Here is a 26,900-nt window from a genome sequence, read left to right on the forward strand (position 1 = left end):
TCGTCTCCTTGATTCGGTTTTTTAAGCAGGATGTCCGTTTGTTTTTCAAGTTCAATTAATTTCCGATAACAGCGAATATTGAATTCGTCATCCAGCACGACGCCATTGCTCATCGCTTGCGCCGCGCCGCCGGTTCTGGAAAAAAGCGCGGTTTCAACCAGGCGTCCGCCGACCACTTGCCGGGGCCATGCAACAAGATGACCAGCAACATGATGCCCCAAACCTGGTGCTGTTCGATACCGGCAGCACCCAAGCTTGGGTAAGAACTGACCGCCACCAGGTTAAATAAGAACAAGATCGCCGCCACGCCGCAGCCGAACAAACCCAAGGCAAGCAATAGCGGACAGCTCAGTTCCACGGCGGTGCCTAGCCATGCCGCCATTTCCGAAGGCTGGATCGTCGAAGGCCCGCGCGGCGCGGCGCAATTGCTCAATCTCAAGCCCAGTACCTTGCGTTACCGGATGCAGAAACTGGGGATAGGCAAACCCGCTCGCTAACTACTGAGTAAGCGCAAACGGCCGCTAAAGCCGCTGGTAAATACCGCGATACAATTGCCGCATCCGCTGGATATGAGGGGTGGAGACCGGCTCTGCACCGTAACGGGCTTGCTCGAACAGAACGGTCATTTCCGCCGCGATTTGCCGAACGTCTCGATGCCGGCGGCCAATTTGCGACAGGTATTCGCGGGTATTGACGGTATCGGCGCGCGGCATGTCGTGTAGCGCAAACAGCCGCGCCATGGCCCGATAATACTGGCGAGCAGCGGGTTCGCCGCCGGCATGACGGCCGATCGCGCCCAAGCACAGATAATCCCACCGGCTCAGCAACCAAATGACCCAAGGAATTTCCCGCAATAAGGCCGCGAAAGCCAGCAAAATCGCCAACAGGATCAAAGCCAATAAACCCAGCAGGGCTGCCAGCCAATGCTCTCGCAGCCACTGCTTCAACCATTCCCACCAATCGATTACCCGCATCGCCACCGGCGTCAAGGTTTGTTGCATAGATTCACTGAGGTCGGCGATGTCGTTGATCGCCGCTGCTTGCCAAGCCGGCATATTGACCCGCTTGCCGGCGGCGCGCATTTCGACCGGACTCGGCCAACGGCTGCCGGGCAGCAATTGCTCGCCCCCGCTTCCGCCCGACCCAGCTTGTTGCTCGCCACCGGTTTTTTCGGTCGGCCGGCCGGCATCGGTTTGGCCGCCGCTGCCGGCTTGTTCGATATCGCCGCCGGGAAGGCCCAAGCTGACCTGGCCGAAACGCCATTCCAGATAAGGCCAGTTAATTTGCGGCGTCAACAGATAAAGACTGCTGCCCGCCAGTACCAGCACCACGGTGGCCGCCAATATCGCCGCCCCCTGCCCTTGACTACTGGGCCGGCCGAGACTCAATCGGCGCAAGTCGTCGCCACGCCGCTGAATTTGTTCGGCGACCAGGCAAAACACCACCGCCACGATAAACGGCGCCAAATAAAACAACATGGTCCAATCCGCCCGGTAGTGCGCCGTGGCAAACAGTACGGCGGCCAGCGATATCAACAAACTGAGATTAAGCTCGCGCCGGCCGACCGTGACGCAATTGTAGGAAGCCTGTAACATCGCCAGCAGATACAGTCCGGCGCGCGGCATGCCCCACATCGGTATAAATACGAACACGAACAACAACAAGCCGAAAAACAACACCCCCTTCTGCCACGCCTTGCCCGCCGCCGTGGCCCGGCGGCTTTGCCGCCAGCCGACGATTAAGGTGCCGCCGAACGCGACCGCCCAAAACAGCATCTCCCGCGCAAAGCTGCCGTATTCGATATCCAGAAAGGCATTGCAGGCAATCGCCAGCCATTGCGCAGCCAATAAACCCAGATAAAGCGAAAAATGCAAAGGCGATGCGCTCATCGGTTAAACAATTCCGTCAATTCGTCGCCCCGTCTTACCGTCACGCAATGCGCGCCTAATTCCAACAAACCGGCGTTCAAGGTCCGGTCGCCGTTGTCGTTACGCGCCCAACTGGCAGCGTTGAAAAAACTGTCGCGCTCGAACAATACCGCGAACAAATACACGCCCTTGGCGCGCAGCAGCGCCAGGGCCTGCAAGGTTTCGGCATGACGGTGCGGCGGTTCGGCCAATAATAGCAACACCGTTTCCCCGCGCACGCAGTTCATGGCGATTTCGGTCAACAATCGCGCGTACGGCGTGTTGCCGTCGGCATCCGCGACCGCCAGCGCATCCAGGATGGCTTGATAATGAAAATCGCCCTTGCCTGGCAAAATCCGCAACGGTTGCGCGGCGTCGGCCAACACCCGGTTGTGCATGTTCTGACTACAGGCATAACCCGCCACCGAGGCGGCAATGCGTATCGCGTATTCCAGGGTACTGTGCTTGCCGCGGCCGATATTGGCGTCTTTGGCCAAATCCAGGGCGATACAGATGCAAGCCGACGCCAAAGGCTCAAATTCCTTGACCATCAACTCATTCAAGCGCGCCGTGGTCGGCCAATGGATATGACGAGGGTTGTCGCCGCGCCGGTATTCGCGCAAACCGGAGAACTCCGCCGCACCGGCGCCTTCCGGCAAGCAATAGCCGCCCCGGTGAATCTGACTGGGCGCGCCGAACAACGGCAGCGACAGGATAGGAAATACTTTCGGGTAAATGGTCAGGGTTTGCCGGGAATGGTCTGCGCGGCTGCGCGCCTCCGCCAAGCCCAGCGGGAAACTGGACGCCAAACCCATAGGGCCCAGCTTATAAAAGCCGCGCTTTTCGCACAGCAATGGCACATCGAAACTGCGGGCGCCCCGGCCCGGCAGATAAGCGATACTGCCCAGTAATTTATCGCCATCGTTAGCGCCCCGTTCGGCGGCATCGACGAAAGGCAGCCGGTCGACCAATTCCACCATGAAGCGCGGCAGCCAGCCGCGATTTTGCACATCGACCCGAAACACGATTGTTTCGCCTTCCAGCGCCCGTTGCGGACCGACCCGGCGCACTGACAAGCGCTGAATCAACCAACGCGGCCAGAGCATGCCGGTCAACAATGCGGCGCTGAGCAGCGCCGCTATCAGCCACGGCAAGCTCTGTTCGCGGCTGATCGCCGCCGAGTATGCGGCCAGCGTAAAACCGCACAAAATTAAAAATTTAAGTCGTAGCGCCATGCCGATCTAACGCTCAAACCACCGGAGGCGGCAAGCGATCGAGAATTTCCGCAAGGATGTCCGCGGCATTGCGTCCCAACACCGCCGCTTGCGGCTTGACGATCAAACGATGTTCCAGAATCGCCGGGGCGATGCTTTTCACCAGGTCGGGCGACACGAACTCCCGACCGCGCAAATAGGCCAAACCTTGCGCACCGCGCGCCAGCGCCAGTGTGCCGCGCGGACTGATACCCAGCCGCAAATCGCTATGTTGGCGGCTGGCGGCACTGATACCGGCCATATATTTAGCCACGTCCATATTGATATGCACGGCTTTGACCTGAGCCCGCGCCGCCAGAATATCGGCTTCCGAAGCGACCGCTTGCAGGCTGTCGATAGGATGAGCTTGCGCTTGGGCCGCCAGTATCCGCATTTCCTGTTCGAGGCTGGGATAGTCCATGCGCAAGCGCATGAAGAATCGGTCCAACTGGGCTTCCGGCAAGGCGTGGGTGCCGGCCATGTCGATCGGGTTTTGGGTAGCCAACACCATGAACAGTTTGGGTAGTTCATGCGTATGGCCGTCCACGCTGACATGAAACTCTTCCATGCACTCCAGCAATGCCGACTGGGCGCGGGGCGTGGCCCGGTTGATTTCGTCGGCCAGCAATAGATGGGTAAATACCGGACCGGGCCGAAATTCGAAATCGGCGGTTTTTTGATTGTAGACGGCTACGCCGGTGATGTCCGACGGTAATAAGTCCGAGGTGCATTGCAGGCGCTTCATGTCCACCGCCACCGAACGGGCCAGCGCCCTGACCAACATGGTTTTGCCGGTGCCCGGCACATCCTCCAGTAGCACGTGGCCACGGCAGAGCATGGCGACCACGGCCAGTTCGATAATTGGCCGTTTGCCAATGATGACTTTTTCGACGTTTTCGATGAGAGGAAGCATGCTATCCATGATTTGAAACTGACCTTCTGGCGAAATGAGTAAGTGAAGACGGTTGCAGAAGCTTAGCAGAGCTTGAGCGCTTGTCAGACGCTCAACGCGATGGTTTGAAACGTCTGGCGGCAAACTCGGTATCCGAAAATATCGCTAACACCGCAAACAATACAATCGCCATCAGCGTGCCGCCGGCCTCGCCGATAGTTAAACCAAAAAACGTCAGCCAGGAGACAAACACATAATAGATAGCCGGCATGATGGCTTGATAGCCGAGCGATAAACCTAGTATTCCGAGCAACAACCAGATAACAAAATTCAATCCCACATTTATCCGCGCCAGGTAATAAACCGGTTTAACAATATCGTCCTTGCGTTTGCGCAATCCGAAAAACACCAAGCCATACACAACGATCAATGCCGTGCCGTAGACGGACAACTCCGGGTGCGTGGATATAGACGTGGCATTGTTAAATACGTAAAGCACCGTCCCGTTAATCGAACTATCCGCCAGTAAGTGGCCGGCTAATGTCCGAGGGTTCGTCGAGTTGTTAGCGCCGGACATAAAGTCCGGAAAATAAAAAACCGCTTGTTGCGGCACGCTTAGCGACGAATCGGGCAAGACAAGATGGCTGTATTCGCCGGTCGGTTTGCCGTTAACCGACATGACGCCCGCCTCGAAGCGGATTTCGTCGCCCGGCATGCCGACTATTCTGCTGATCTGTAGCTTACCCGTCGCATCGTTAAAGCGGACCAAGCGACCGGCCGCCAAATCGACTTTGCTGGACATCACCATGAAAGCATCCTTGGACAATTCTTTGTATAAGGGATTGGCCGATGCCATTCGGCTGACCGGATGATACAAAATGGTATAAATGATCGGAAAACCGAAAATGATCGCCGCTAGCACACTGCACAGCGTAGGCCAGAATGAAGAGGTTTTAGCGCTCATAGTGTCAGCCCATTTAAAAGCTATCGTGATTTGGAGGTACAAGATTAGCAGAGTCTGAAAACGCGTTAGCGCAACTTGTGCTAAAACGGCTGCTGCTGGCCGCGTTGTTTAAACACCGTCACAATTGGATACCGGCGATTGGGCCAAGCGGGTCAAACTGGCCACCCTGGTTGAATGTTAAAAACACCGTTATACTTTGTCTAAATTTTCTATGTTCGGGCGGATTATAAGGCTGCGCTCGCTTTGCCGGATCTTTCCATGAAGCATTTTCGACGCTATCTAATAGTTCTATCTGCCTTATACGTTTCCGAGGCTTATGCGTTACCCCAAGCCGTTTACGATTCGGTCAGCCTTAGCGCCTTTGGCACACTGGGCGGCGCCTGGTTCAGCAACGAACACGCGAACTACCAGCAGGGCAGCCAACCGGTCGGGCCGGGGCTCACGCATGATATCGATCTGGGTATGGACTCGCGGCTGGGCGCACAACTCAATGTTGCCGTTACGCCCAGCACCTTGATTACCGCGCAAACTGTCGTGGAACGCCTGGCGGACAATCAATTCATGCCGCGCCTGACCCAGGCCAATCTCCGCCAGGAAATCACCGATGACCTTGCCGTCAGGATAGGACGCATTCAAAGTCCGCTGTTCCTGGCTTCCGACTACCGGCTGGCTAATTTTTCCAATCCCTGGGCGCGAACACCCGGCGTGCTGTACAACATTTACCCGATCACTCATCTGGACAGCGGGGAATTCACCTACCGTCTCGACTCGGATATAGGCCGATTCAGCCTGAATGCCGGTTATGGCTGGGTGTCGTATCCGTTCCCGGCGAACTTTGGCACGGCGGGAACACCAGCGTTGGAGCTGAATGATGTCATTTACGCCAATTTGAAGCTGGACAACGGCCCCTGGCGCTTTAAGCTGTCATGGTTGCATACCCGTGCCAGCTTACATTTTCCCGATCTCGATGAAGATCTTGGCGTTATTCGGCTTTTCGATCCGGTGGCCGCTGATGCACTCGGTTTGGATCGTCGAGGCATCGGCCTGTATACAGTCGGTTTTAGTTATGACGGCAAAGATTGGCTGGTGATGAGCGAATGGGGCATGGCGCGCTCCGATCAGGCTATCATCTTAAATGACTCTCACGGCGGCTATCTGACGGTTGGTTATCATCTGGACCGCTGGACGCCGCAAATCACCGTGGGCTATCAGGCCACCACCGACCGCAGAATTCATGCCACGCATCCTTTAATCGATCAGGTAGTGGCCCACACGCACCAAGGGCAGCGTACCGATTACCGTACGCTGGCGCTGGGACTCAACTACGCCGCCACCGATTCGGTGATGATCCGCGGCCAGGTGGATCTGATCGAACCGATGGGCAATAGTCTTGGGCCTTATTTAAAAACCGACTCGCATTACCAGTTCAACGATCCAGGCATTGATACCCTGATTTCGTTGTCGGTGGATTTCGTTTACTGATGGGTATCGATATGAATTCCGAATCCATTCTAATCGGTAGACGTTTTTTTCAACAAGCTTGGTTGATCCTGGGCTTGATACTGGCATTGTCGCCGGTCGCGGCCGAACCTGCGATCGTCGTGGTCGTACGGCAGGACAGCCCATTGTTGCAATTGTCGCGTAACGAAGTCGCCGCCTTGTTTTTGGGCAAAATCCGTCACAGCAATGATATTCCGCTCATGCCTTTCGATAGTAAGGATAACGACCTGCGTGACCGCTTTTATCAGGAAGTCGCGGAGATGAGCGGCATGCGTGTCAAGGCTTATTGGTCGCGGATTGTGTTCTCCGGACAGGGCCGACCGCCTCAGGAAATCTCGACTTCCGAAGCCCACGCTAAATTGACTAACGAAGCCGATGCGCTAATTTATCTGCCGGAAGACCAGGTCACGCCAAATATGAAGATCGTTTTCAGCACGCCGAAAGGGATGCTACCCAAACATTGACGGAGTCAATTATGAATACCCAGGACGAGCTGTTTTCATTTGCCGATGATGACGCCATATCCTCGACAAGCTCACAAAACCATTCCAACTGGCGGATTCTGATCGCCGACGACGACGACGATGTACACGATTCCACGGTATTCGCATTACGCAGCCTGAATATTCTTAATCGTCCGCTGGAGTTTCTGCATGCCTATTCGGCGGCTGAATCCGTAGAACTTTTACGCCAGAATACCAATGTAGCGGTGATCTTGCTGGATGTGGTGATGGAAACCGAGGATGCCGGTTTAAGGATCGTAAAAACGATCCGCCAGGAACTGGGTCTGGCCGAAGTGCGCATCATTTTACGAACCGGACAACCCGGTTACGCCCCGGAAATGGAAGCCATCGGCCAATACGAAATCAATGACTACAAAACCAAAAACGAACTGACCCGCATCAAGCTATACACGTCGCTAACCACGGCCATACGCTCCTACGACCAGTTGCAGCGGCTCAATGCCAGTCGGGCCGGTTTGCGGCAAATTCTCGATGCCAGTCATGCCTTTATTACAGCCGAAGGCCTGTGCGATTTTGCGGCGGGCGTCATCATGCAGATAGCCGGTTTTATAGGCATTCAGCCGGAAGGTTTAGTGTGTGCCCGCGCTTTAGGACAAAAGGACGATCCCGGTCCTTACGAGATTATCGGCGCCGCAGGGCGTTATGCGCATCTGATTAATCAACCGCTGGCCTTGCTGGAAGACGCCGGCATTCAAGATCTGATCAAGCGTTGCCTGCATGAGCGCGATACCCTCATAGACGATCATGCGATTGTACTGTTCTGTCCAGGACGCAGCGGCAACGATTTTGCCGCCTTTATCGATTCCTATCATCCCTTAGGCAATAAAGACCGCAATCTGATCGATCTGTTTTGCGCCAACATCGGATTATGCGGCGACAACATCTCGCTGATCAGCCGCTTGCGCGACGCGGCAACCGTCGATTCCTTGGTCAAACTACCTAACCGTCTGGCGTTTATCGACATCATCGACCAGCAACTGGAAGATGACGCGAACAACGATCATGTCGTGGCCCTGCTGAATATCGATGGCTTTGCGGAATTCAACGATGTGCTCGATTCCCGCTATGGCGACCTATTACTTCGGGAAATTTCCAATAACCTGCGGCAACAACTGCCCGCCTCGGTATTGGTGGCACGGGTTGGCGGCGCTGGCTTCGGTCTGCTCGGCGCGGATGAATATGTCAATCCGCAAGTGCTTCACAATCTGTTCCGAACGCCATTAGTCATCGACGGTATCGAATCCTTGGTATCGTTTTCCATGGGTATGGTGCGAACCAGAGATTTTCCATCTAACGGCTCCGAGTTATTCCAATGCGCCAGCGTGGCTCAGAAGCGCGCCAAGGCGGAAGGGCAAATCGGCAAATCGGCTTATTACACCTTGGAAACCCGCAATGAAATTCGCGACAGTTCGCGGCTATTGCATGATTTGCGATTAGCAATGCAAGGCGACCAGTCGCCATTTTTTCTGGTTTATCAACCGCAAATCGATCTAGCAAGCGATAGGGTGGTCGGCCTGGAAGCACTGATACGCTGGAAAAATCAAGACGGCACTATCGTCCCTCCTGACCGTTTCATTCCCATCGCCGAACAATCCGGCCTGATCGTACCGTTAGGTAATTGGATATTACGAACGGCGCTGGCCGATCTGCAACGCATGAGGACGGCGGGTTTCAAGAGCATTTGCATGGCGGTGAACGTTTCGGCGGTGCAATTCCGCCATCCGGATTTTCTGTCCAGCATCGACGACAGCCTGTTCGACAGCGGCATCGCCGGCGAGCACCTGGAATTGGAAATTACCGAATCGGTGGGCATCCTCAGCATGGAGATCATGCAAAATATTCTGTCGGAACTTAAAACGCGGCGGATATCCATTGCCATCGACGATTTCGGTACCGGTTTTTCCTCGCTGTCCTACCTGGATCGCTTCCAAGCTGACCGCCTGAAAATCGATCGATCCTTTATCACCTTGATCGGCACCGATCAGCCGGGCGTGCGCATCACGGAAATGGTGGTGCCGTTGGGACAGCAACTAGGCATGAAAGTGCTGGCGGAAGGCGTGGAAAACGTTGAACAGCTCGAACGCTTGCGGCAGCTGGGTTGCGATGAAATTCAAGGCTATTACACCGGCCGGCCCATGGTATTGGAAGCGCTATTGCAGTGGTTGATCGAGCGGCCTGGATTCCGCGGCGTCGATGCATGAAACGCAGTGCAGTGATTAACCCGGAAGCTATTCGCCCGGCAAAAAGCTGGCGAGTGTCGCTGCATACCCGTATTCTGTTGGCCAGCATCCTGGTATTTGGCCTGATGACCGGGGCCGTGGTGTTTAATAGCGGCCGGGTCATCAAAAGCGCAATGCTGGAAAATATCCGGGTATCGGAACAGCAGACCTCGGAAATACTCAATTTAGCGGCAGCACCTTACGCAGTCTCAGGGGATTACACCACGCTAAAGGCCTTTCTGGATGAATTGCTGCGGCAGGAAAGCGTGCAATCCGGATTGATTTATCTGGCCGTCGGACGCGAGGACGGTTCTATCCTGATGCAGTCCGGCGGCGTCGATGGACCACTTCCCTCCCCCGATCAACCGGACATGTATCCGGTGGCGATCGAGCGAGGTGTCGTGCATATCCGCCGTCCTTTGCTACTGGGAAACAATTCGGTCGGTTTTCTGCAATACGGCCTGTCCTTCAAGCTGATGTTGGAAGCCAACGAACGTTTGAATCGGCAGGCGGCCTTGCTGGCCATCGCCGGCTTGGCGATTGTCTCCGGTGTTTTGCTATTGATCATGCTGAAAATCGTCCAGCGCATCAATGTGCTGGCCAAGGCCAGCCTGGCGATTGCCCACGGCGATTATTCGCACCGCGCGCCGGACCAGGCACACGATGAAATCGGCCTGCTGGCGACCAATTTCAACCAGATGGCCGATGCCATCCAGCAGCGCGTACACGAGATCACCCTGCTAAATCAAGAACTGGAATCGCGCGTGGCGGCCCGCACTCAGGATCTTGTAACACTGAATTCCACCCTGAAACAAACGATCGACGACCTGAAATGGACGCAAGAAAACCTGATCCGTTCGGAAAAACTGGCCGGACTGGGGGCGTTGGTGGCGGGTGTGGCGCATGAGCTAAACACCCCAATCGGCAATGCATTGACCGTCGCGACGACGTTGCAGGATCATACCCGGACCATTACTCAGGAATTCCAGACCGGCTTGCGCCGCGCCAGCCTGGATGACTTTCTGGCGGAAACGAGAACGGCCGGAGAACTGATCGCCCGCAACTTACATCGAGCGGCGGATTTAATTACCAGCTTTAAACACGTCGCGGTCGATCAGACCAGCGAGAATCGCCGCGATTTCGAATTGCGCACCACTTTGGAGGAAATCGTCGCCACGCTGTTGCCCACGCTGAAAAAAACGCCCTATCGGCTGATTCTGGATATCCCGTCAGGCATTGTGTTGAACAGCTACCCCGGCGCTTTGGGGCAAATTGTCACCAATCTAGTGAACAACGCGTTGCTGCATGCCTTTGAAAGTCGAGATTGCGGTCTGATGACCCTATCCGCGGCGCTGCTGGACAATCGGCACGTGCAACTGACCTTCAGCGATGATGGGATAGGCATGCCGCCGGAAACACTAAAACGCATTTTCGATCCTTTTTTCACCACCCGGCTGGGACAAGGCGGTAGCGGTCTGGGTATGAGCATTGTCCATAATCTGATTTACAGCTTATTGGACGGCGTCATCGAAGTTGAATCGTCTCAGGATCAAGGCACGCGCTTTACGATTCAGCTGCCTTTAAATATTCCCAGCGCCTGAACGATAATATCTCAACTTGATGACAACATATTGCAACCAAACTAATTATTGAAATTGATATGAACTACTGGCTAATGAAATCCGAACCCGAAACATTCGGCATCGACGATCTGTTTAACCGACCCAATCAAACCGAACATTGGGATGGCGTGCGCAATTATCAGGCCCGCAACATGATGCGGGACGATATGAAAATCGGCGATCAGGTGTTTTTCTATCATTCCAACTGCGACGAGCCCGGCATCGTCGGCATCATGCAAGTGGCGCGCGAATCTTATCCGGACTTTACCGCTTTCGATCCCGACGACAAGCATTTCGACCCGAAAAGCAATCCGGAAAAGCCCACCTGGTATATGGTCGATGTGCAATTCGTCAGAAAACTATCGCGTAACATCAGCCTCCGGGAATTAAAACTGAAAACCGAACTGACCGATTTAGCCTTGCTGCGTCGCGGCAACCGCTTGTCCATCATGCCTGTCAACGCTGAACAATGGGCGTTTATTTTGGCTTTGGAATAGACAGCCAAGCCCCGAAAAACAGGCATATCGCGGCTTTCCCGCAGAACATAGACGCATAGCCTATCCAAGCCGCGATTCATTTCATTCCATTTAGCCCGCCAGTCGAGGTGCCGATGTCCAACTTCCAACTCCATCCCCAGCTAATCGAAGATTGTTTCAAGGTTGGCCAATTTGCACTATCGGAAATATTGATGATGAACGACAGTCAGTATCCGTGGTTCATCCTGGTACCCAGGCGCAACCATATCAAAGAAATCTATCAGCTTAATCCGGCGGATCGTCAAACCCTGCAAGCCGAGTCGTGCCTGTTGGCGGAAGCGCTTGCCGAAATTTATCGGCCAGACAAACTCAATATTGCGGCTATCGGCAACCTGGTACCGCAACTGCATCTGCATCATGTGGCACGTTACCAAACCGATAAAGCTTGGCCGGCACCCATATGGGGGAAATTTGCCAGTGTGCCATATGTCCCAACTGAAGCCGAGCAACGGATTAACCAACTGCGCGAAGCGCTGGACCAGCATTTAGTGAATTAGCGCCACGACACACTCATCAATGTCTTGCGACTGGTAATGGGGAATCGAGTTACGTTGATTAATCCAGACAAAATTAATCAATTTGTAGCTTCTGCTACATCGAAACCGACTGTTATGCTCTCGATCCGAGGCGAATACCCGCGAAAAAACGGCTATCCGTGTCGCTAATTTAGGGTTGGCCTCATTATTGAATGGCAGATTGGGTTTAATCCTATCTGCCAATCGATAAAGTACTAACCATGAATTATATTTTCCCGCTGCCGCAGCCCGTTCGCCCCAAGCAATCCGGCAACGAGACAGCCATTTTTCCAGGTCACCGTTACCCGCTGCGCCCCGAAGCGATAGCAAACGGCACACCGGAATTAGCGCACGCGTTTCAAAACGGCCTGGTGGGCGCCTATCGCATTAGCCAGGATAAGGCCGAAGTCGAAGCGCTGGATTTAAACGCGCAGCCGTCTCAAGGCTTTGTTTGGGATACCGCCTTGCTCACCCCGCCGCTGCGTCGTTTGCTAGTGCCCGATCAAGAGCGGCCGTGTTCGGCGCCGAACAATCGTTTGACATTGATCGACGCCCGTCTCGATGTACCATCGGTTGAGATGGAGCATAACACGCCCACGTTGACGGTTACGCCGCGCTTCGAACTGGAATGGGATACTGAGGCTTACGCCAGTCAATTGGGTGTGGTGCGGTTGGTGGAATCGTTACGGGTCGTACACTTCGAGGACGGCGAATCTACGGTATTACTCGATACTGAAGCCGCTGGCGTTGGTCCGGTGTTGTATCTAAGCCAGGCAGTCGACCAGCAAGCGGTGATCCCCATATGCGCGTTTCAAGCGCAAGCCCAACAACAATGCATTGAATACGGCAGTGCGGTGACGCAGCTCATTCCGGCCGAATTAGCCGGCAAAGCCGTCTCGTCGGTCAGCGTGCTGGAAAAATATACGGTTTATTTCATGCAAAATGCCGCGCCGGACCAGCCTGACCGCTATATCTGGGTGCCGGTACATTTGCCGGTGGTTTGGGGCTGGAGCATCCGGGTGCAACAGCGCTACGACGGCGTATGGGATATTTTTCGCAAGAAATTGATCATGCCGATGCCTTCGACCGAAGCACCAGCCTTGCCGCTCTGGCAAAGCAATTCGCTGCGCTGCCTGAGCTTGGCGGTCATGTGAAGCCGATGCTGGACGTAGCGATAGTCGGCGCTGGACTTTCCGGACTGGCCTTGGCCGAACGCTTGTTTGCCAGCAAGCCGAATTTGGCGATATTCGAAGCCCGCGACCGCTGTGGCGGCCGGATTTTATCGCAAGCAATTCCCTCCGCCCCTAATTTAAACGTCGATCTTGGGCCGACCTGGCTATGGCCCGACCAACAACCGCTTATCCGAGCCTTGGCGGAAAAACTGGGCTTACAACTGTTCAAGCAGTGGGATAGCGGTCACAGCCTTTATCAAATCAACGCAGGCAGCGAGCCGGCGCAATATACCGATAGCGAAACCCATCGTTCGGCGCGGCGAATCGAAGGCGGCTGCCAGCAATTGGTGACCGGCTTGCTGCAAGCGCTGCCAGATACCGTGCTGCATCTGCAACATCGTTTGCTGCGAGTCGCCAACCGCGGCACTCATGTCGAACTGGAGTTTTCCACCGCCGCCGGCCGCGAGTATTATCAAGCACGCCAGCTGGTACTGGCTGCCCCGCCGCGTTTACTGGCCGAAAACATAGCTTTCGAGCCGGCCTTGGCGCCGAAATTGATGCGGATGATGCAGGATACGCCGACTTGGATGGCCGGCCATGCCAAAGCGCTGTTGGTTTATCAACAGGCATTCTGGCGGCAGCAAGGCTATTCCGGCAATGCCTTGCTGCATTATCCGGGCGCGGTATTGGCAGAGGTTTACGATGCCAGCCCAGCGGCGGGCGAGTCGGCCGCCTTGTTCGGCTTCTTTGGCTTGCCGGCGGCGATTCGGGACTATTACCGAGACACGCTGGAAGATTTGGTAGTGCAACAAATGACCCGTTTATTTGGCGAGGCCGCCGCTAATCCCCAGCAAGTGCTGATTCAAGATTGGAGCCAGGAAGCGTTTACCGCGACCGCGGACGATAGAATCGCGCCGCCCGCCCATCCCAGCTACGGCCATCTCTGGCTGCAATTGGATCATTGGCAGGACAAACTGTATTTTTGCGGTACCGAAACGGCCGCCAGCGACGGCGGCTATCTGGAAGGGGCCTTGGTGGCCGCCGACCGGGTATTCAACGCCTTAACCCTGTAATCGAAGGAGATTCCCCGTGACCCGCGAACAACAAAATATCGACAGCCTCGGACAATTTCATCGTTATATCGCCGAGCAAAAACCGCTATTGAAAAAACACTACGAGCGGCTTCTGGCCGGGGACTTATCCCGCCAACAATGGGACGGCTGTTTTCAACGCAACGTGGTGGCAGTGTTGGAACAGGCATATCAAGAAGCGCTGGCACGGCTGTCCGCACTACCGTTCGATAGCGCCGCCACGTCGGTCGAGCGCGGATTATCCGAATTGACCAAGCAAGCGTTAGCGGCTTTCGACGGTTACGTCGACGAGTTTTTATTGTTTGTCGTCGATAAACATCGCACGTCTTGTGCGCTATCCAATTTTCCAGACGAACATAAGCCCGATAACACTTACGTCAACGAAGTTAGACGCGAGATAGCGGCACGCTGGCAAGACTTTGCATTAGACGTTAACGCTTATTTTTTGGAAAGGCGCTAATCCGATATTTACCCTAAAGGACAGATGATGAAATTTTATATGACGCCCGGCTCCTGCACGACCGGTATCCATATCCTGCTGGAAGAGCTGGACCTGGTTTTCGAAGTTCAGCTGGTCAATTTGCTGGCCGGCGATCAAAACGCTCCCGCCTATCTGGCAGTCAATCCCAAAGCCACCATACCGACACTGGTACGTAACGACGGCAGCGCATTGACCGAGTTCCAAGCGATCGCCTATTGGCTGGCGCGCAGCTATCCCAAGGCTAAATTATTACCCGGCGACCCGGACGGCGATGCCCGTGCCATCGAAATGATGGATTATGCGGTCGGCACGCTGCATGGCCAGGGTTTTGCCCGGATTTTCACCACCGATAAATTCACACCCAACCCAGCCGATCATGAAGCGGTCAAAGCGCATGGTCGGGACATCGTCACCCAAGGTTTTGCTGTCCTTGACCAACTATTACCGACAGAAGGCTATGCGCTTGGCTTGTTCAGCATCGCTGACGCGGCTTTGTTCTATGTCGAGTTTTGGGCGGACAAGATCGGTATCCCGCTACCGGATAATTGCTTAAAACACTACCGTTTGATGCTGTCTCGCCCGGTCGTTAGACGCGTGTTGATGGAAGAAGGTTATCGCGTGGAGTAAGGACCATCATTGATAACAAATCCACGAAGACTTGCCTATCGATAACTTAGCGGAGGTAGCCTAGACAAGCCCCCCCCGGCGTTGCCGAGGGGAGATTTAACACCTCGTTACTTTACCGATACGGCACTCTTGGCATATCCCGCTCTACCTTGGGATGGCTTTTCGACAAGGGAATATATTCCGACACATTAGCGATAGCCCCGCCATGCACCTGCCCAATTTCCTCGGCCGAGAGTTCCACTCCGATGGTGCCGGACATTAGTGCCGCACCTGTATTTCCTACCACGGTAACGCCAGTTATTGCAATATAGTGTTGCTGATTCATTTTTCTCTCCAAATCTGATTAACCCCTATTAGAAGTATCATGCTCTCTGCCCATTCCAAACAAATGCTGATACAGAGAGCATTGATCGACTAAACCATCGTGCGGGATTCAATATAGCCAGATGATCACGCCGATCCTATCGACTTATTCACAATTGAACTATGAATTAGTTGATTTACCTGACCCGGAAAACTTGAAGGGCGTGTTTACGAAATTCATTTGCGCTGCCAGCCTTCGTCGACGCCAGTAGAGCAAGCGGCCGCCAAAATATTTATGCCGAGTTAAGGATTAACAAGACAAGCGCCGGATTTTCAAGGAGAATAGTCGACTCTTTTCCGTTCGCTACACCGCATGTACAAATATGAAGGCCTGGTGGTGCACCAAAGCCACGATGACGAAGGCATCATAGAAATCGTTGATAAGGAAGGCGTCAGAGCCTTGCATTTTGGTTCCCATGCTCGGCAAAGCAGCATGCTGCTGGCCGAACCCGACCGCCTGCACTCCTTGTATGCAAGAGCAATGATGGCTGGTCTGCTGTTCCATGACACGCCCCGTGAAGTGTTGATGATAGGCTTGGGCGGCGGCACTATCGCCAAGTTTTTGCTGCATCAGTTTGCCGATTGCCGGCTGAAAGTGGTCGAGTTTCGCAGCAGCGTCTTAAAAGTTGCCCGCAGCCATTTCGGCCTGCCCTTCGATCAGCGCCTGAAAATCAAGATTGGTTGCGGCGCCCAACACGTCCACCAGGCTAGCCAAACTCAAAGCGAGCAACACGATTTAATCGTCATCGACGCTTACGATCATGCCGGCATGGCCCCGGAAGTCAGCAGCGAAACTTTTTTCGACAATTGCCGAACCTTGTTGACTAAGGACGGTCTGCTGGTGATCAATTTGTGGGGCACCGACAAGGATCTGTTCCAACAAGTGGTCTGGAATATGGGCCGGGTGTTTGATCGGCGCATGCTGTTTCTACCGGTGCGTGGACGCGGCAACATCATCGGCTTCGCGTTTGGCGAAACAAGACCCAAGCCAACTTTAAAGCAGTTGATAGACCATGCCAAACGCCTGGAACTGCAATATCAACTGGAATTTCCCACCTATTTGCTGGACCTTAAGCGCCACAACGCCAACGTATTCAACCGGATAATCAAATCGTGATTCACAACGCCCCCAACATCTTCGGCTACAAAAAATATTGGGCTCACCGTTTCGGCCCCGCGCCGGAACTTCCCATGAGCCTGGAAGAGATGCAACAGCTGGGTTGGGATGCCTGCGACGTTATTCTGGTAACCGGCGACGCTTATGTCGACCATCCCAGCTTTGGCATGGCGGTGATCGGCCGGGTATTGGAAGCTCAAGGTTTCCGGGTCGGCATTATTTCCCAGCCTGATTGGCAAAGCGCCGAAGACTTTAAAAAGCTTGGTCAGCCTAAATTGTTTTTCGGTGTGACTGGCGGCAATATGGACTCGATGGTCAACCGCTATACCTCGGACAAGAAAATCCGCTCCAACGATGCCTATACCGCTGACGGCGCGGCCGGCAAGCGTCCGGATAGAGCCGTGAACGTCTACGCCCACCGCTGCCGGGAAGCCTATAAAAACGTGCCCATCGTCATCGGTGGCATCGAGGCCAGCCTGCGTCGGATTGCCCATTACGATTATTGGTCGGACACGGTGCGTAAATCCATCTTGCTGGATTCCAAGGCCGATTTGCTGGTTTACGGCAATGCCGAGCGGCAAGTGGTGGAAATCGCCCAGCGCTTGGCAAAAGGCGAAACCATTGCCGATTTGAAAGGCATCCGCGGCACCGTGCATTTTGTTAAACAGATTCCGCAGGGCTGGATGGAGAAGGACTCTACCGACATCGACAAGCCGGGCGCGGTGATTTCTCACGTGAATCCCTACCAGGAACAACCCGCGTGCGACGAGCAGGGACGATCGGAGTGCGGCGACGGGTCGGGAACCCGTGCTGCCGAAGATAAGCCCGCTGTAGGGCCGAATTCATTCGGCCAATCGCCTGGCGAACACATCATCCAATTCAAACCCATCGCTAACAAGCAGCGCATGCAAACCGTGATCCGTTTGCCGGATTACGAGGCAGTAAAAGACGATCCGATTCTATACGCCCACGCTTCACGGGTAATGCACGGCGAAACCAACCCCGGCAACGCTCGCGCCCTGATTCAGCGCCACGGCAACCGAGAAGTGTGGATTAATCCGCCGCCACTGCCGCTGACCACGCCGGAAATGGACGGCGTGTTCGACCTGCCCTATTCCCGCTTACCGCACACCGCTTACGGCAAAGCCAATATCCCAGCCTTTGAGATGATTCAGCATTCGGTGCTGATCATGCGCGGTTGCTTCGGCGGTTGCAGTTTTTGCTCGATTACCGAACACGAAGGCCGCATCATCCAGAACCGTTCGGAAGATTCGATCATTCGCGAAATCGAAGCCATCCGGGATACTTCGCCGAACTTCACCGGCCATATTTCCGATCTGGGCGGACCGACCGCCAACATGTGGCGGTTGGCTTGCAAGGACCCGAAAATCGAAGAATCCTGCCGTAAACCTTCCTGCGTCTACCCCGGCATCTGTCATAATCTGAACACCGATCAGACGCCGCTGATCAAGCTGTACCGGCGCGCCCGCAATCTGCCCGGTATCAAGAAAATCTTCATCGCTTCGGGATTGCGCTACGACATTGCGGTGGAAACCCCGGAATACGTGAAGGAACTGGTCACGCATCATGTCGGCGGTTACCTGAAAATTGCCCCGGAACACACCGAGCAAGGCCCGCTGTCGAAGATGATGAAACCGGGGATGGGCACTTACGACCGCTTCAAGCAGATGTTCGACAAATATTCCAAAGAGGCCGGCAAGGAGCAGTACCTGATTCCCTACTTCATCGCCGCCCACCCCGGCACCGAAGACAAAGACATGCTGAATCTGGCCCTATGGCTGAAACGCAATGGCTTCCGCGCCGATCAGGTCCAAGCCTTTTTGCCGTCGCCGATGTCGATCGCCACCGCGATGTATCATTCCGGCAAGGATACGCTGCACAAAGTGGCCCGCAACAGCCCGGACATCGCCATCCCGAAAAGCATCAAACAACGTCGCTTGCACAAGGCATTTTTACGCTACCACGACCCCAAAAACTGGCCGTTATTGCGCGAAGCCCTGAAAGACATGGGCCGCGCGGATTTGATTGGGAATGGTAAGCAGCATTTGGTGCCGAGTTTTCAGCCGAAAACTGATGGTCTCCATACGACTAAGATAAGCAAAAATCAGACTTTTAAAACCAAACACACCGGATTTGATGGAGCAGGCGGAAAGCGTAAACGGAATAAAAGTAGGTAGGGATAAGCCTTATGAATTAAGGCTAAATAGCGACTATTTGCTTGTCATGACCATGCGTATTTAAGATATTTTGGTATAAAGCAATATACTTAGTTACGACAACATTGCTATCAAACTCACGAAGAATCTTGGCTCGGGCATTTAATGCTAATTCGGAATAATTAGTTGCGTTCAACACCCATTCGATTCCTTGGGCTAAATCTTTACTTTCAAAAGGTCTAGCCAAATAACCGTTAATTTGGTGTTCTATCATGTCGCCATTTCCGCCAATATCAAACGCAACAACAGGTGTGCCGCATGCCAGGCTTTCCATGATGGTATTGGATAAATTTTCCTGAAGGCTCGGTACAACCACTACATCGGCAGCGTTATAAAGTACCCGTAGACTTAAATCATCTGACAAATATCCAACGTAATGAGTATTAAATCCGAACTTAGGCGCATCTTTCGGCAGACCACTGCCAAAAACGACAACTTCAATATTTCTGTTTTCTAAAAGGTGTAATGCACTACATAGTTCCTTATAGCCTTTATTAATATCGCTGACCGCTTTCACGGCTCCAAAAACAACCAACTTCTTATTTAATGGCAAATTCAATAATTCTCTAGCAGACGTTTTATCAATCGGTGAAAACGTCGTACTATCAATCAAATTAGGTAAATGAACAATCCGTTTGCTAGCAAGCAATTTACTTTCTGTTGCACAACTTGCAATCCAACGACTTAGTCCAACTAATGTTAAGTTCGAAATCTTTGAATAAGTCTTATCTTTTTTAAAAAATAGTATACGACTTAAATCCATTCCGAAATCAGAACCTAATCGAGGACAACGCCCGCACTTTTCCTTATAACGATCGCAATCCCACATAACATGGCAACCACCTGTAAACGCCCAGTTATCATGCAAACTCCAAACAATTGGAACTTTGATATTGGCAATATCTTCAATGCGTATCATCCCACCACAAACCCAGTGTAAATGGACAATATCAGGCTTCAAGGCATTAATTCTTTCAGATACGCCGGTAAAGGGGAACCAAGCAGCTGAAAACAAAGTTCCGCTACGTTTTTTATAGAGCTTAACCGGCAATAGATCAAAAGTAGGTAAAAGTTTAGAAAACGCGTATTTAATTTTAGATTCATCACTTAGAACAGTGTAGTCGTCAGTCACTTTTGTTAGTACTAACATTTGACTATTTATTCCAGATCCTATTAATGCATTATGCAAACGACGCGCTGCCTTTGCTGCACCGCCAATATTATCAGAAGCATTAACTATCAAAACTTTCAAGCCGTCACCACACGACATTTTAAAAACTGTTTCATTGAGCGAAAATTAAAATTCGACCATAAAAATTGATTTGTTAGCATCACCCTTGGAAGTGATAATAAATGATCAGAATGTTCGGAGAATATATTTCCAAATCTTGTAGTTACTGCGGTTCTAAATCCTAACTCTTTAACTATCCTGAACTCTCGTTCTCCAGCTTCAATTCGCCCTCCAAAAGGATAACAAAAATGCTCAACTTGTGTGCCGATATGGGACTCAATAATTACTTTACTATCAATTATTTCTTTAGTTAAATTCTTATTTGAAAGCCCAGATAGCGCATGATGATTTACAGTGTGCGCGCCTATGGTGGCTAAGGGGCTTTCACTAATTTCTTTAAGTTGCTTCCATGAAATTACTAAATCAAAGAACTGCCCGCTCCAGTCAAATGGACCCGATTTAAACAATTTATTAAGTGAATGGAGAAAGCATTCATTAGGCAAATCAATGATTATTTTTCTAAGAGTCATAAATGCGTCAATTTTTTGTTTTTTCGTCTCACACTTGAAATTTAGTCCGTTAGTCAAAGATATCGAATCAGATTGAGCAATCATGTCTTCCAATACATGCCACCATAAAATTACAGACTTGTCAGGAAAAGATGTGGTTACGTAAATAACAAACGGAATATTAAATTTTTTGAAAATAGGATACGCGTAGGTAAAGTTATCAGCGTATCCGTCATCTAGGGTCATAACAATCAACTTTGATGCTTTTGTATCCATAGAAAGGATATTGTGCAAATCATCGAGACTGACGAAGGCATACCCTCTATGTAGAGCGCCAACAATGAATGTTTCCAAGAATTCTGGGGAAACTTTCAGATTCTCATTAGGCGGCAATTTATTAGGCTCAAGTGGAAAAACACGATGAAGCATAATAATAGTTGCTATACCCTTATATAGACTTAACATTAAAGCCGATATCCATAAATATTAAGCTGCAAATCCATGGACATTGGAGCGAAGTTTTGTAGAAACGGCTTATTTATTTTTGACACAGTTTCTAAGAAGTATCGAAATCCCTGCTGCTCTAAAATTCTTAACATATTGGAAAGAGTTTGAGGCTTATTTTCTAATGAATGATACTCAATAAAAATATTTTGAACTCGATCAAGCTGGCTTGCACAATCTGCCAAAACCTCAACTTCTGCTCCTTCTATATCTATTTTAAGCAAATCGATTCTTTCTTCCAGAAGAAGATATTCTTTAAGCCTAACACTTTCTACATTTAAAACCCCTTCTTTTAAAATAGTACCGCCATCCGCCCCATCAGATAAAAAACACACCCCATTATTATTAATCCATACTGCCTTATTAACGAGACAAACATCTTCTAGGTGATTACTTTCTACATTTTTCTGCAAAAAACTAAATATTTTTTTATCCGGCTCAAATGCGACTATCTTAGAATTTTTATATTGTTTTTTAAAAAACAATATACTCATACCTATGTTTGCTCCACAGTCATAAATAACAGGCGAAGATGTTATGGCCGGAAAGCTATAGGATTCATCAACAAAAATATCCTTATATTGCCAAACGAAACTTGGGCCATCGACTATGTCAACATTGAAGCCATTAAAATTTATATTATAAAATGGGTAGTACCGGTGGCTCTTTTCATAAAGATAAGATAATTTATAAAATGTATATAAATTAGGCTGTGTAAAACATCTATATAACGGTCGAAATGAGTCATTAATTAAGCGGAGCATTTTTTTGCCATCACAGTAATTAGAATTTGATAGTCTTGATCCTTAAACAACAATTCTTCTAGTGTTAATTCATCAGCGGCTAAGCCATGAAGAAACGAAATTGCGGCAAGAACGTTCCCATAAAAATCAACCTGTACATTTCCAACGCCAAATACTTCTTCAAATAATTTTCGTATAGAAAGATCTGTGAATCGCCAATAATCCCCCCACCTATCCATATCGTAACGAGAAATTTGACAAATTCCTGCAACCGTAACAAGGGCAATACCATTTTCCTTGAGAACATAATGAATACCCTTAATTGCGCCTTTAACATCATATATAAAATTAAGTGTTTGAGTGCAAATAAAACAGTCTATTTTGCCGTATGGAAGAGTTTCTACATTGACTAAATCGCCTACGATAGTAGCTTTTGGATTATCGTTTGCATAGTGGAGCACTTCAAAAATACTCCCGATGACGCCAAATTTTTTACTGTAGACATCATCAGAAACTTCCATAATTGTCCCATTTATAACGCCTTTATTTGAATCTAAAAATTTCTCGATAAAAAAACGATCAATAGGAAGCCCTCTATCTAGGCCAAATACTTTTGAAATAGGCTTTGTAATACGAAGGTTGAACCAATTTGGTTTATTGATTATCCTGAGCAACATTTTTTTCACCTAAGAATATTCCTTGCTTTATTATAGATCCTCTTAAATAAAGTTTTTTTTAATCCATTAAAAAAACACTCAAAAGACTTCCTTGCTTTTATATTTTCGCAAATGTTTGTTGTGAAAATCACGTCATAATAATCAACAACCTCTACATCAAATACACTTGATTTTGTACAATTAACCCCAAACCCATCATGCCCAATATTGCGCACAAAAGAATCTTTTGGATGAAGAGATAAGGCGCTATTTAAAAAGGATGACGCGTACCAGAAAACAGCCCAAGTATCAATACGACCTTTCTTATTTAACCTTATTTGATCAAAATATCTATAAGCCCCACTTAGATTGTAGTCATAGATCATTTTTTTATTGAATAAGCACAAATACAAATCCGAGTCCTTAACAAAATATTTCCATGCCCTATCCCAAGTCCCCCAACCCCAACACGTTGTTGGCTTCAAAAAAAAAGTACTATCGATATTTTTTGTATTAATAGGATAAACATAACCTGAAATATGAAATACCTTCTTTTCATTTTGATAAAAATTTAAAGCCTCGTTCATGAATTTCAAAAAAAAACGACTAGTCACTAAATCATCTTCCAAAACGATAATTTTTCCATATTGATTGACAATAGTAGTTACGCCATCAATAATAGACTTAGATAACCCCCAGTTTTTTTCTCTTTCAATGATCGTGATTTTTTTAAATCCTTGAATAGATTTAATGTACGACCTGACATCCATAACGGTTTGCCTAGAGTCATCATTTTTTGGTGCATCACTGTATATAATTAACTCGCTTTCAAATGCCAGTTCATTTTTTTGTAAAGCCTCAATAGTTTGCCTAGTGTGCCATGGACGATTATATACAAACAAAACCACAGGAGACAAATTCACTCTATGCTTCCTCAACAAAAAAACTTATCAACAAGTGCAAATTATATTAACACTCTTTTAAAAGAAAAAATATAATTTAGATTTATTCAATAAGCCCATACAAGTCAAAATAATCGAAAACATTCTTTAATTGTTTGTCATTTTGTTTTTCTATAACATTTTTATGCCACAGCCCGCAGTCTTGCGTGCCTTCAATGGTTAAGAATTCGATACACGAATCTTTTGCCATAACAGTTTTAGTATTATTAATCAACGCCATCGCCTTAAACCAGACATCGTCAGCAGACGGCGCCAACTTAATAAATAAATCTCTTTGAAAAACACTAGAGTTTAAAGAGCCACAAGGATAAAAAATACCACCCACACCAGTTGGAAATAGATTATAAGATGGAACGCCGCCCGATGCAGCCTTCCAATTCAAATATGGAGTTAAAAGACTTTTATTTTTCTTTTTCATTAGCGCACATCTGTATGCCACCACGCAATGAGGAAACTCATTGTGCTTGGCATACAATCCATCTATAAACCAGCTAGGATATATAGCATCATCATCACAAGTAATAATATTATAATCAGGAAACTCTTCTATTGAATATATAAGCTTTTTATACGATTTCAAATTACCATTCATAAATCTTATTTCCAGCCCTCTCCGCACTAATTTTTTTATGGACAATGGCACACTGAACTCACTAATTTCATCTCCAGATAGCCATAGAATGATTTTACAGGGCTTAATGGTTTGGTTTAGCAAAGATTCTATTGCTAAATGAACAACGTTTAATCTTTTTGGATATGTCGTTAAACTTACGATAATTTTTTTGTCATTACATTCAACACCTGATGATTTTTTTAACAAAGAATACAAAATATATTTTAGTAAAATAAACCTATATTTTATCTTAATCTTAAAAAACACATCAAATCCTGATTGAAAATATATTAAACGCTTTGCACTGCTGAAAAAAACACACCCTTGTTTTTCTAAAAAGACACAAGCTAAAAAAATTCACATAAAAATATGAAACAAAAGTAGCATAAGCCGCTCCATAAACACCCGCATTTTCTATAAGAAAATAATTTAACAAAATACTTACAATAGCCCCTGAAGAAGTTCTGAATAATGCATTTTTAACCAGATTTTCAGTAATAACCCACTTAGACGAAGCAACCCCTAGATTTACAAAAACCCCCACCCATATCAAAATCATAAATATAGGTCCAGCGTCTTTATAGGCTTCACCGTATAAAAAGGCAATTAACCAATCACTCAAAAATGTCATAGGAATGGCAATGCCAATAGCTAGCCATACCATAAAAGTGTATAGTCTCTGCAAGTACTGATTATACAGTTCCTCATTAGACTTTTTAGCATTAAGTATCGCTGGAAAAATAGAACTCGTAATCATGACAGGTATAAAATACCATGCTTCGCTTAGGCGAACAGCGGCTGAATAAATACCAACCTCGTACTCACCGAGCATGTCTTTAATCATTATTTGGTTGATTCGCATATAGATCATCACCACAATTGACGACAAGGTAAGCGGCCAGGAATCTTTAATAAGCTTTTTTACTATGGTTATATCAAAACACTTAAAGAAGCTTGGTTTCTCATGAAAAGAATAAGCAATAAAGTAACACGTAGCTAGAGTGAGTGAGTCAAATAATGTTACTAGTACAAACAAAAATAACTCCGCATTGGTCATCACCAAATAGACTTTGATTAATGAAGACAGTGTAAGCTGTATAACTTTACAAATTGACACAACTTTCGCAAGAACTTGTGATTGAAAATAATATTCAACCACTTCAAAGCTTTGGAAAACTAAGCCAGCCGTAATTATAAAAATAAAAAAATTAGTGGTGGCATCATTTGATGTAAAAGGGACGATGATGATGATTATCGCGATAACAATAAATGCCCCAATTAATTCTAACCAAAATGCGGTTCCCAAGTAAATATCTCGTTGATCACGCTGATTGACCAATTCACGCACCATAATACCATCAAGCCCTAGTCTAGCCATGCCGCTAAAGATAGAGGTAAACGCCAATATGTAACTAAATAAACCGAATTGTTCTGGCCCCAAATAACGCGCCACCCAGATACCGACCAAAAGCCCAGCGATGATGCGCAGCACTTGCTCAATCATCATCCATAACGTATTTTTAAAATAACGTTTAAATCCTTGATGCTGTGCCAAGTGACTTAACCTATTCTTTAGCTTTGACAATATGCTCACGATATTTTGTTATTGGAAATTGACTTACATTATCAAAATTGCTACTTAATGCTTTTCCTGATTACCCATAAGCCTCAGCTAATTTGAGCAAACGGCCCGGCATGGGTGGAGAATTAGCCGCAGCGATGAGAAACCGCGGCATTATGGTTTGCAGATCGAATCTGCGATTAAAACGATAACAAAACTCGGCCAGATAGCGGGGTAAATGTTTGGACTGAATGGCATGGTAAGTGCCATTGATGGCGCGCTTCACGTTACCGATCATGGTATTGACCCAGGCGAATTCTTCTTTCGTCACGCTGTCAGGACCACCGCCGGTGACAATGGAGTAATGGTGACAACCGTGATCGAGCACGGCGGAAAAGCAAGCTAAGCCGTCCGAGTACACCAGACTACCCGGCTGAAGATGATGGCCGGCCCAGCGCTTGATTTCGCTGTTGCGGAAGCCTTTGACGACATTCAAGTTCATCGCGATAGGATGGTGTTCCTTGTTCAGCGCCACCGCCGCGACAAAAGGCGTCTTGTTTTCCGAACCTCGCCCGCGTTTGCCACCCCGATGCTCGCCGCCCCAGTAAACGTCATCGAGTTGAATAATGCCGGTCAGCGGTTTGCGATCATCGCGCTCTTTCATTGCCTGCATGATCTTGTGCTTGAGGCTCCAGGCGGTGTTGTAGGAAACGCCGATTTGCCGCTTCAAGGCTAAAGCCGACAAACTGGTTTTGGCTTGAGTCAGCAGATGAATCGCCAGAAACCACACGGTGAGCGGCAACTTGGTTTGTTCGAACAGCGTACCGCTGATCAACGAGGTTTGGTGATGGCACGTCGTGCACTGATACAAATTGCGAGTCTTGATCACGCTATAGCGGCGGCGACCGCAGCCTGGGCATTGAAACCCGGATGGCCATCGCGCCTGAAATAGCCCTGCGGCACACTGGCTTTCAGTACCGTAGCGATTCATGAAATCCGTCAGGCTAAAGCCTTTTTGAAATTGGATCGGATTCTTTTTCATGCCACGATCTCCTGTCAGTTCATAGCTTTCATTGGACTAGCAGGATGCTCGTAAGTTGC

At 49.4% G+C, this 26,900-nt stretch carries 27 protein-coding genes; 13 read left to right on the forward strand and 14 right to left on the reverse strand.

What is annotated here, in order from left to right; genetic code table 11:
• Positions 1-109 precede the first annotated feature (109 nt).
• Entirely contained in the window at positions 110-382 is a 273-nt protein-coding gene (locus QZJ86_RS11295; RefSeq protein ID WP_407081616.1) for a DoxX family protein, read from the reverse strand.
• Here QZJ86_RS11295 and QZJ86_RS11300 point away from each other — a divergent pair.
• Positions 363-497 (forward strand): helix-turn-helix domain-containing protein, encoded by a 135-nt coding sequence (locus tag QZJ86_RS11300; protein ID WP_301939082.1) that lies wholly within the window; start codon positions 363-365, stop codon positions 495-497. The genes QZJ86_RS11295 and QZJ86_RS11300 overlap by 20 nt on opposite strands.
• Before the next feature lie 24 nt (positions 498-521).
• Here QZJ86_RS11300 and QZJ86_RS11305 read toward each other — a convergent pair whose 3' ends face one another.
• The 4 genes from QZJ86_RS11305 to QZJ86_RS11320 form a co-directional block, all read right to left on the reverse strand.
• On the reverse strand, positions 522-1,889 hold the full coding sequence (locus QZJ86_RS11305) for a DUF4129 domain-containing protein (protein ID WP_301670510.1): 1,368 nt from the start codon (positions 1,887-1,889) through the stop codon (positions 522-524).
• Positions 1,886-3,142 carry a DUF58 domain-containing protein gene (locus QZJ86_RS11310; protein ID WP_301670511.1) on the reverse strand — a complete coding sequence of 419 codons (1,257 nt, stop codon included), beginning with the start codon at positions 3,140-3,142 and terminating at the stop codon, positions 1,886-1,888. Before QZJ86_RS11310 ends, QZJ86_RS11305 begins: the two co-directional genes overlap by 4 nt.
• Positions 3,143-3,155: 13 nt before the next feature.
• Positions 3,156-4,073 carry an AAA family ATPase gene (locus tag QZJ86_RS11315; protein ID WP_301670513.1) on the reverse strand — a complete coding sequence of 306 codons (918 nt, stop codon included), beginning with the start codon at positions 4,071-4,073 and terminating at the stop codon, positions 3,156-3,158.
• 91 nt (positions 4,074-4,164) lie between these two features.
• A complete protein-coding gene (locus QZJ86_RS11320; RefSeq protein ID WP_301670514.1) occupies positions 4,165-5,016 on the reverse strand; it encodes a S26 family signal peptidase in 852 nt (283 codons plus the stop codon).
• Positions 5,017-5,274: 258 nt separating this feature from the next.
• Between QZJ86_RS11320 and QZJ86_RS11325 the strand changes: the two genes are divergently transcribed.
• The 10 genes from QZJ86_RS11325 to QZJ86_RS11370 all read left to right on the forward strand — a co-directional run bounded on the left by QZJ86_RS11325 (position 5,275) and on the right by QZJ86_RS11370 (position 15,303).
• Complete coding sequence (locus tag QZJ86_RS11325) at positions 5,275-6,498, forward strand: hypothetical protein (RefSeq protein ID WP_301670515.1); 1,224 nt, start codon at positions 5,275-5,277, stop codon at positions 6,496-6,498.
• 11 nt (positions 6,499-6,509) lie between these two features.
• Positions 6,510-6,980: a hypothetical protein gene (locus tag QZJ86_RS11330; RefSeq protein ID WP_301670516.1), complete on the forward strand. Its 471-nt coding sequence runs from the start codon at positions 6,510-6,512 to the stop codon at positions 6,978-6,980.
• An 11-nt stretch (positions 6,981-6,991) separates the two neighbouring features.
• Entirely contained in the window at positions 6,992-9,241 is a 2,250-nt protein-coding gene (locus QZJ86_RS11335) for a GGDEF/EAL domain-containing response regulator (protein ID WP_301670517.1), read from the forward strand.
• Positions 9,238-10,860 carry a sensor histidine kinase gene (locus tag QZJ86_RS11340; RefSeq protein ID WP_301670518.1) on the forward strand — a complete coding sequence of 541 codons (1,623 nt, stop codon included), beginning with the start codon at positions 9,238-9,240 and terminating at the stop codon, positions 10,858-10,860. Before QZJ86_RS11335 ends, QZJ86_RS11340 begins: the two co-directional genes overlap by 4 nt.
• Before the next feature lie 59 nt (positions 10,861-10,919).
• Entirely contained in the window at positions 10,920-11,378 is a 459-nt protein-coding gene (locus QZJ86_RS11345) for an EVE domain-containing protein (protein ID WP_301670519.1), read from the forward strand.
• A gap of 113 nt (positions 11,379-11,491) precedes the next feature.
• A complete protein-coding gene (locus QZJ86_RS11350; RefSeq protein ID WP_301670520.1) occupies positions 11,492-11,914 on the forward strand; it encodes an HIT domain-containing protein in 423 nt (140 codons plus the stop codon).
• 239 nt (positions 11,915-12,153) lie between these two features.
• On the forward strand, positions 12,154-13,086 hold the full coding sequence (locus QZJ86_RS11355) for a hypothetical protein (protein ID WP_301670521.1): 933 nt from the start codon (positions 12,154-12,156) through the stop codon (positions 13,084-13,086).
• Entirely contained in the window at positions 12,975-14,177 is a 1,203-nt protein-coding gene (locus QZJ86_RS11360) for a flavin monoamine oxidase family protein (RefSeq protein WP_301670522.1), read from the forward strand. Before QZJ86_RS11355 ends, QZJ86_RS11360 begins: the two co-directional genes overlap by 112 nt.
• A 16-nt stretch (positions 14,178-14,193) precedes the next feature.
• Entirely contained in the window at positions 14,194-14,655 is a 462-nt protein-coding gene (locus QZJ86_RS11365) for an amine oxidase (RefSeq protein WP_301670523.1), read from the forward strand.
• Positions 14,656-14,682: 27 nt separating this feature from the next.
• Complete coding sequence (locus QZJ86_RS11370; protein ID WP_301938963.1) at positions 14,683-15,303, forward strand: glutathione S-transferase family protein; 621 nt, start codon at positions 14,683-14,685, stop codon at positions 15,301-15,303.
• 112 nt (positions 15,304-15,415) lie between these two features.
• Here the strand turns inward: QZJ86_RS11370 and QZJ86_RS11375 are convergent, their stop codons facing one another.
• Positions 15,416-15,628, reverse strand: coding sequence for a hypothetical protein (locus QZJ86_RS11375; protein WP_301670524.1), 213 nt, complete (start codon positions 15,626-15,628; stop codon positions 15,416-15,418).
• Between the two features lie 351 nt (positions 15,629-15,979).
• Here QZJ86_RS11375 and QZJ86_RS11380 point away from each other — a divergent pair, with 351 nt between their 5' ends.
• Complete coding sequence (locus tag QZJ86_RS11380; RefSeq protein ID WP_301670525.1) at positions 15,980-16,783, forward strand: spermine/spermidine synthase domain-containing protein; 804 nt, start codon at positions 15,980-15,982, stop codon at positions 16,781-16,783.
• Positions 16,780-18,981 (forward strand): YgiQ family radical SAM protein, encoded by a 2,202-nt coding sequence (locus tag QZJ86_RS11385; protein WP_301670526.1) that lies wholly within the window; start codon positions 16,780-16,782, stop codon positions 18,979-18,981. Before QZJ86_RS11380 ends, QZJ86_RS11385 begins: the two co-directional genes overlap by 4 nt.
• A gap of 22 nt (positions 18,982-19,003) precedes the next feature.
• Here the strand turns inward: QZJ86_RS11385 and QZJ86_RS11390 are convergent, their stop codons facing one another.
• The 8 genes from QZJ86_RS11390 to QZJ86_RS11425 all read right to left on the reverse strand — a co-directional run bounded on the left by QZJ86_RS11390 (position 19,004) and on the right by QZJ86_RS11425 (position 26,841).
• Complete coding sequence (locus tag QZJ86_RS11390; RefSeq protein WP_301670527.1) at positions 19,004-20,272, reverse strand: glycosyltransferase family 4 protein; 1,269 nt, start codon at positions 20,270-20,272, stop codon at positions 19,004-19,006.
• On the reverse strand, positions 20,269-21,225 hold the full coding sequence (locus QZJ86_RS11395; protein ID WP_301670528.1) for a polysaccharide deacetylase family protein: 957 nt from the start codon (positions 21,223-21,225) through the stop codon (positions 20,269-20,271). Before QZJ86_RS11395 ends, QZJ86_RS11390 begins: the two co-directional genes overlap by 4 nt.
• Positions 21,225-22,028, reverse strand: a complete 804-nt coding sequence (locus QZJ86_RS11400) for an FkbM family methyltransferase (protein WP_301670529.1) — start codon at positions 22,026-22,028, stop codon at positions 21,225-21,227. The genes QZJ86_RS11395 and QZJ86_RS11400 overlap by 1 nt, the downstream gene beginning before the upstream one ends.
• Positions 22,016-22,684 carry a methyltransferase domain-containing protein gene (locus QZJ86_RS11405; RefSeq protein ID WP_407081662.1) on the reverse strand — a complete coding sequence of 223 codons (669 nt, stop codon included), beginning with the start codon at positions 22,682-22,684 and terminating at the stop codon, positions 22,016-22,018. The genes QZJ86_RS11400 and QZJ86_RS11405 overlap by 13 nt, the downstream gene beginning before the upstream one ends.
• Positions 22,685-22,689: 5 nt before the next feature.
• Positions 22,690-23,586: a glycosyltransferase gene (locus QZJ86_RS11410; RefSeq protein ID WP_301670531.1), complete on the reverse strand. Its 897-nt coding sequence runs from the start codon at positions 23,584-23,586 to the stop codon at positions 22,690-22,692.
• 82 nt (positions 23,587-23,668) lie between these two features.
• Positions 23,669-24,505, reverse strand: a complete 837-nt coding sequence (locus tag QZJ86_RS11415; RefSeq protein ID WP_301670532.1) for a hypothetical protein — start codon at positions 24,503-24,505, stop codon at positions 23,669-23,671.
• Position 24,506: 1 nt separating this feature from the next.
• Positions 24,507-25,793, reverse strand: coding sequence for a flippase (locus tag QZJ86_RS11420; protein WP_301670533.1), 1,287 nt, complete (start codon positions 25,791-25,793; stop codon positions 24,507-24,509).
• A gap of 100 nt (positions 25,794-25,893) precedes the next feature.
• On the reverse strand, positions 25,894-26,841 hold the full coding sequence (locus tag QZJ86_RS11425; RefSeq protein ID WP_301670534.1) for an IS1595 family transposase: 948 nt from the start codon (positions 26,839-26,841) through the stop codon (positions 25,894-25,896).
• Between the last annotated feature and the right edge of the window lie 59 nt (positions 26,842-26,900).

Source organism: Methylomonas montana, from assembly GCF_030490285.1.
GTDB lineage: Bacteria > Pseudomonadota > Gammaproteobacteria > Methylococcales > Methylomonadaceae > Methylomonas > Methylomonas montana.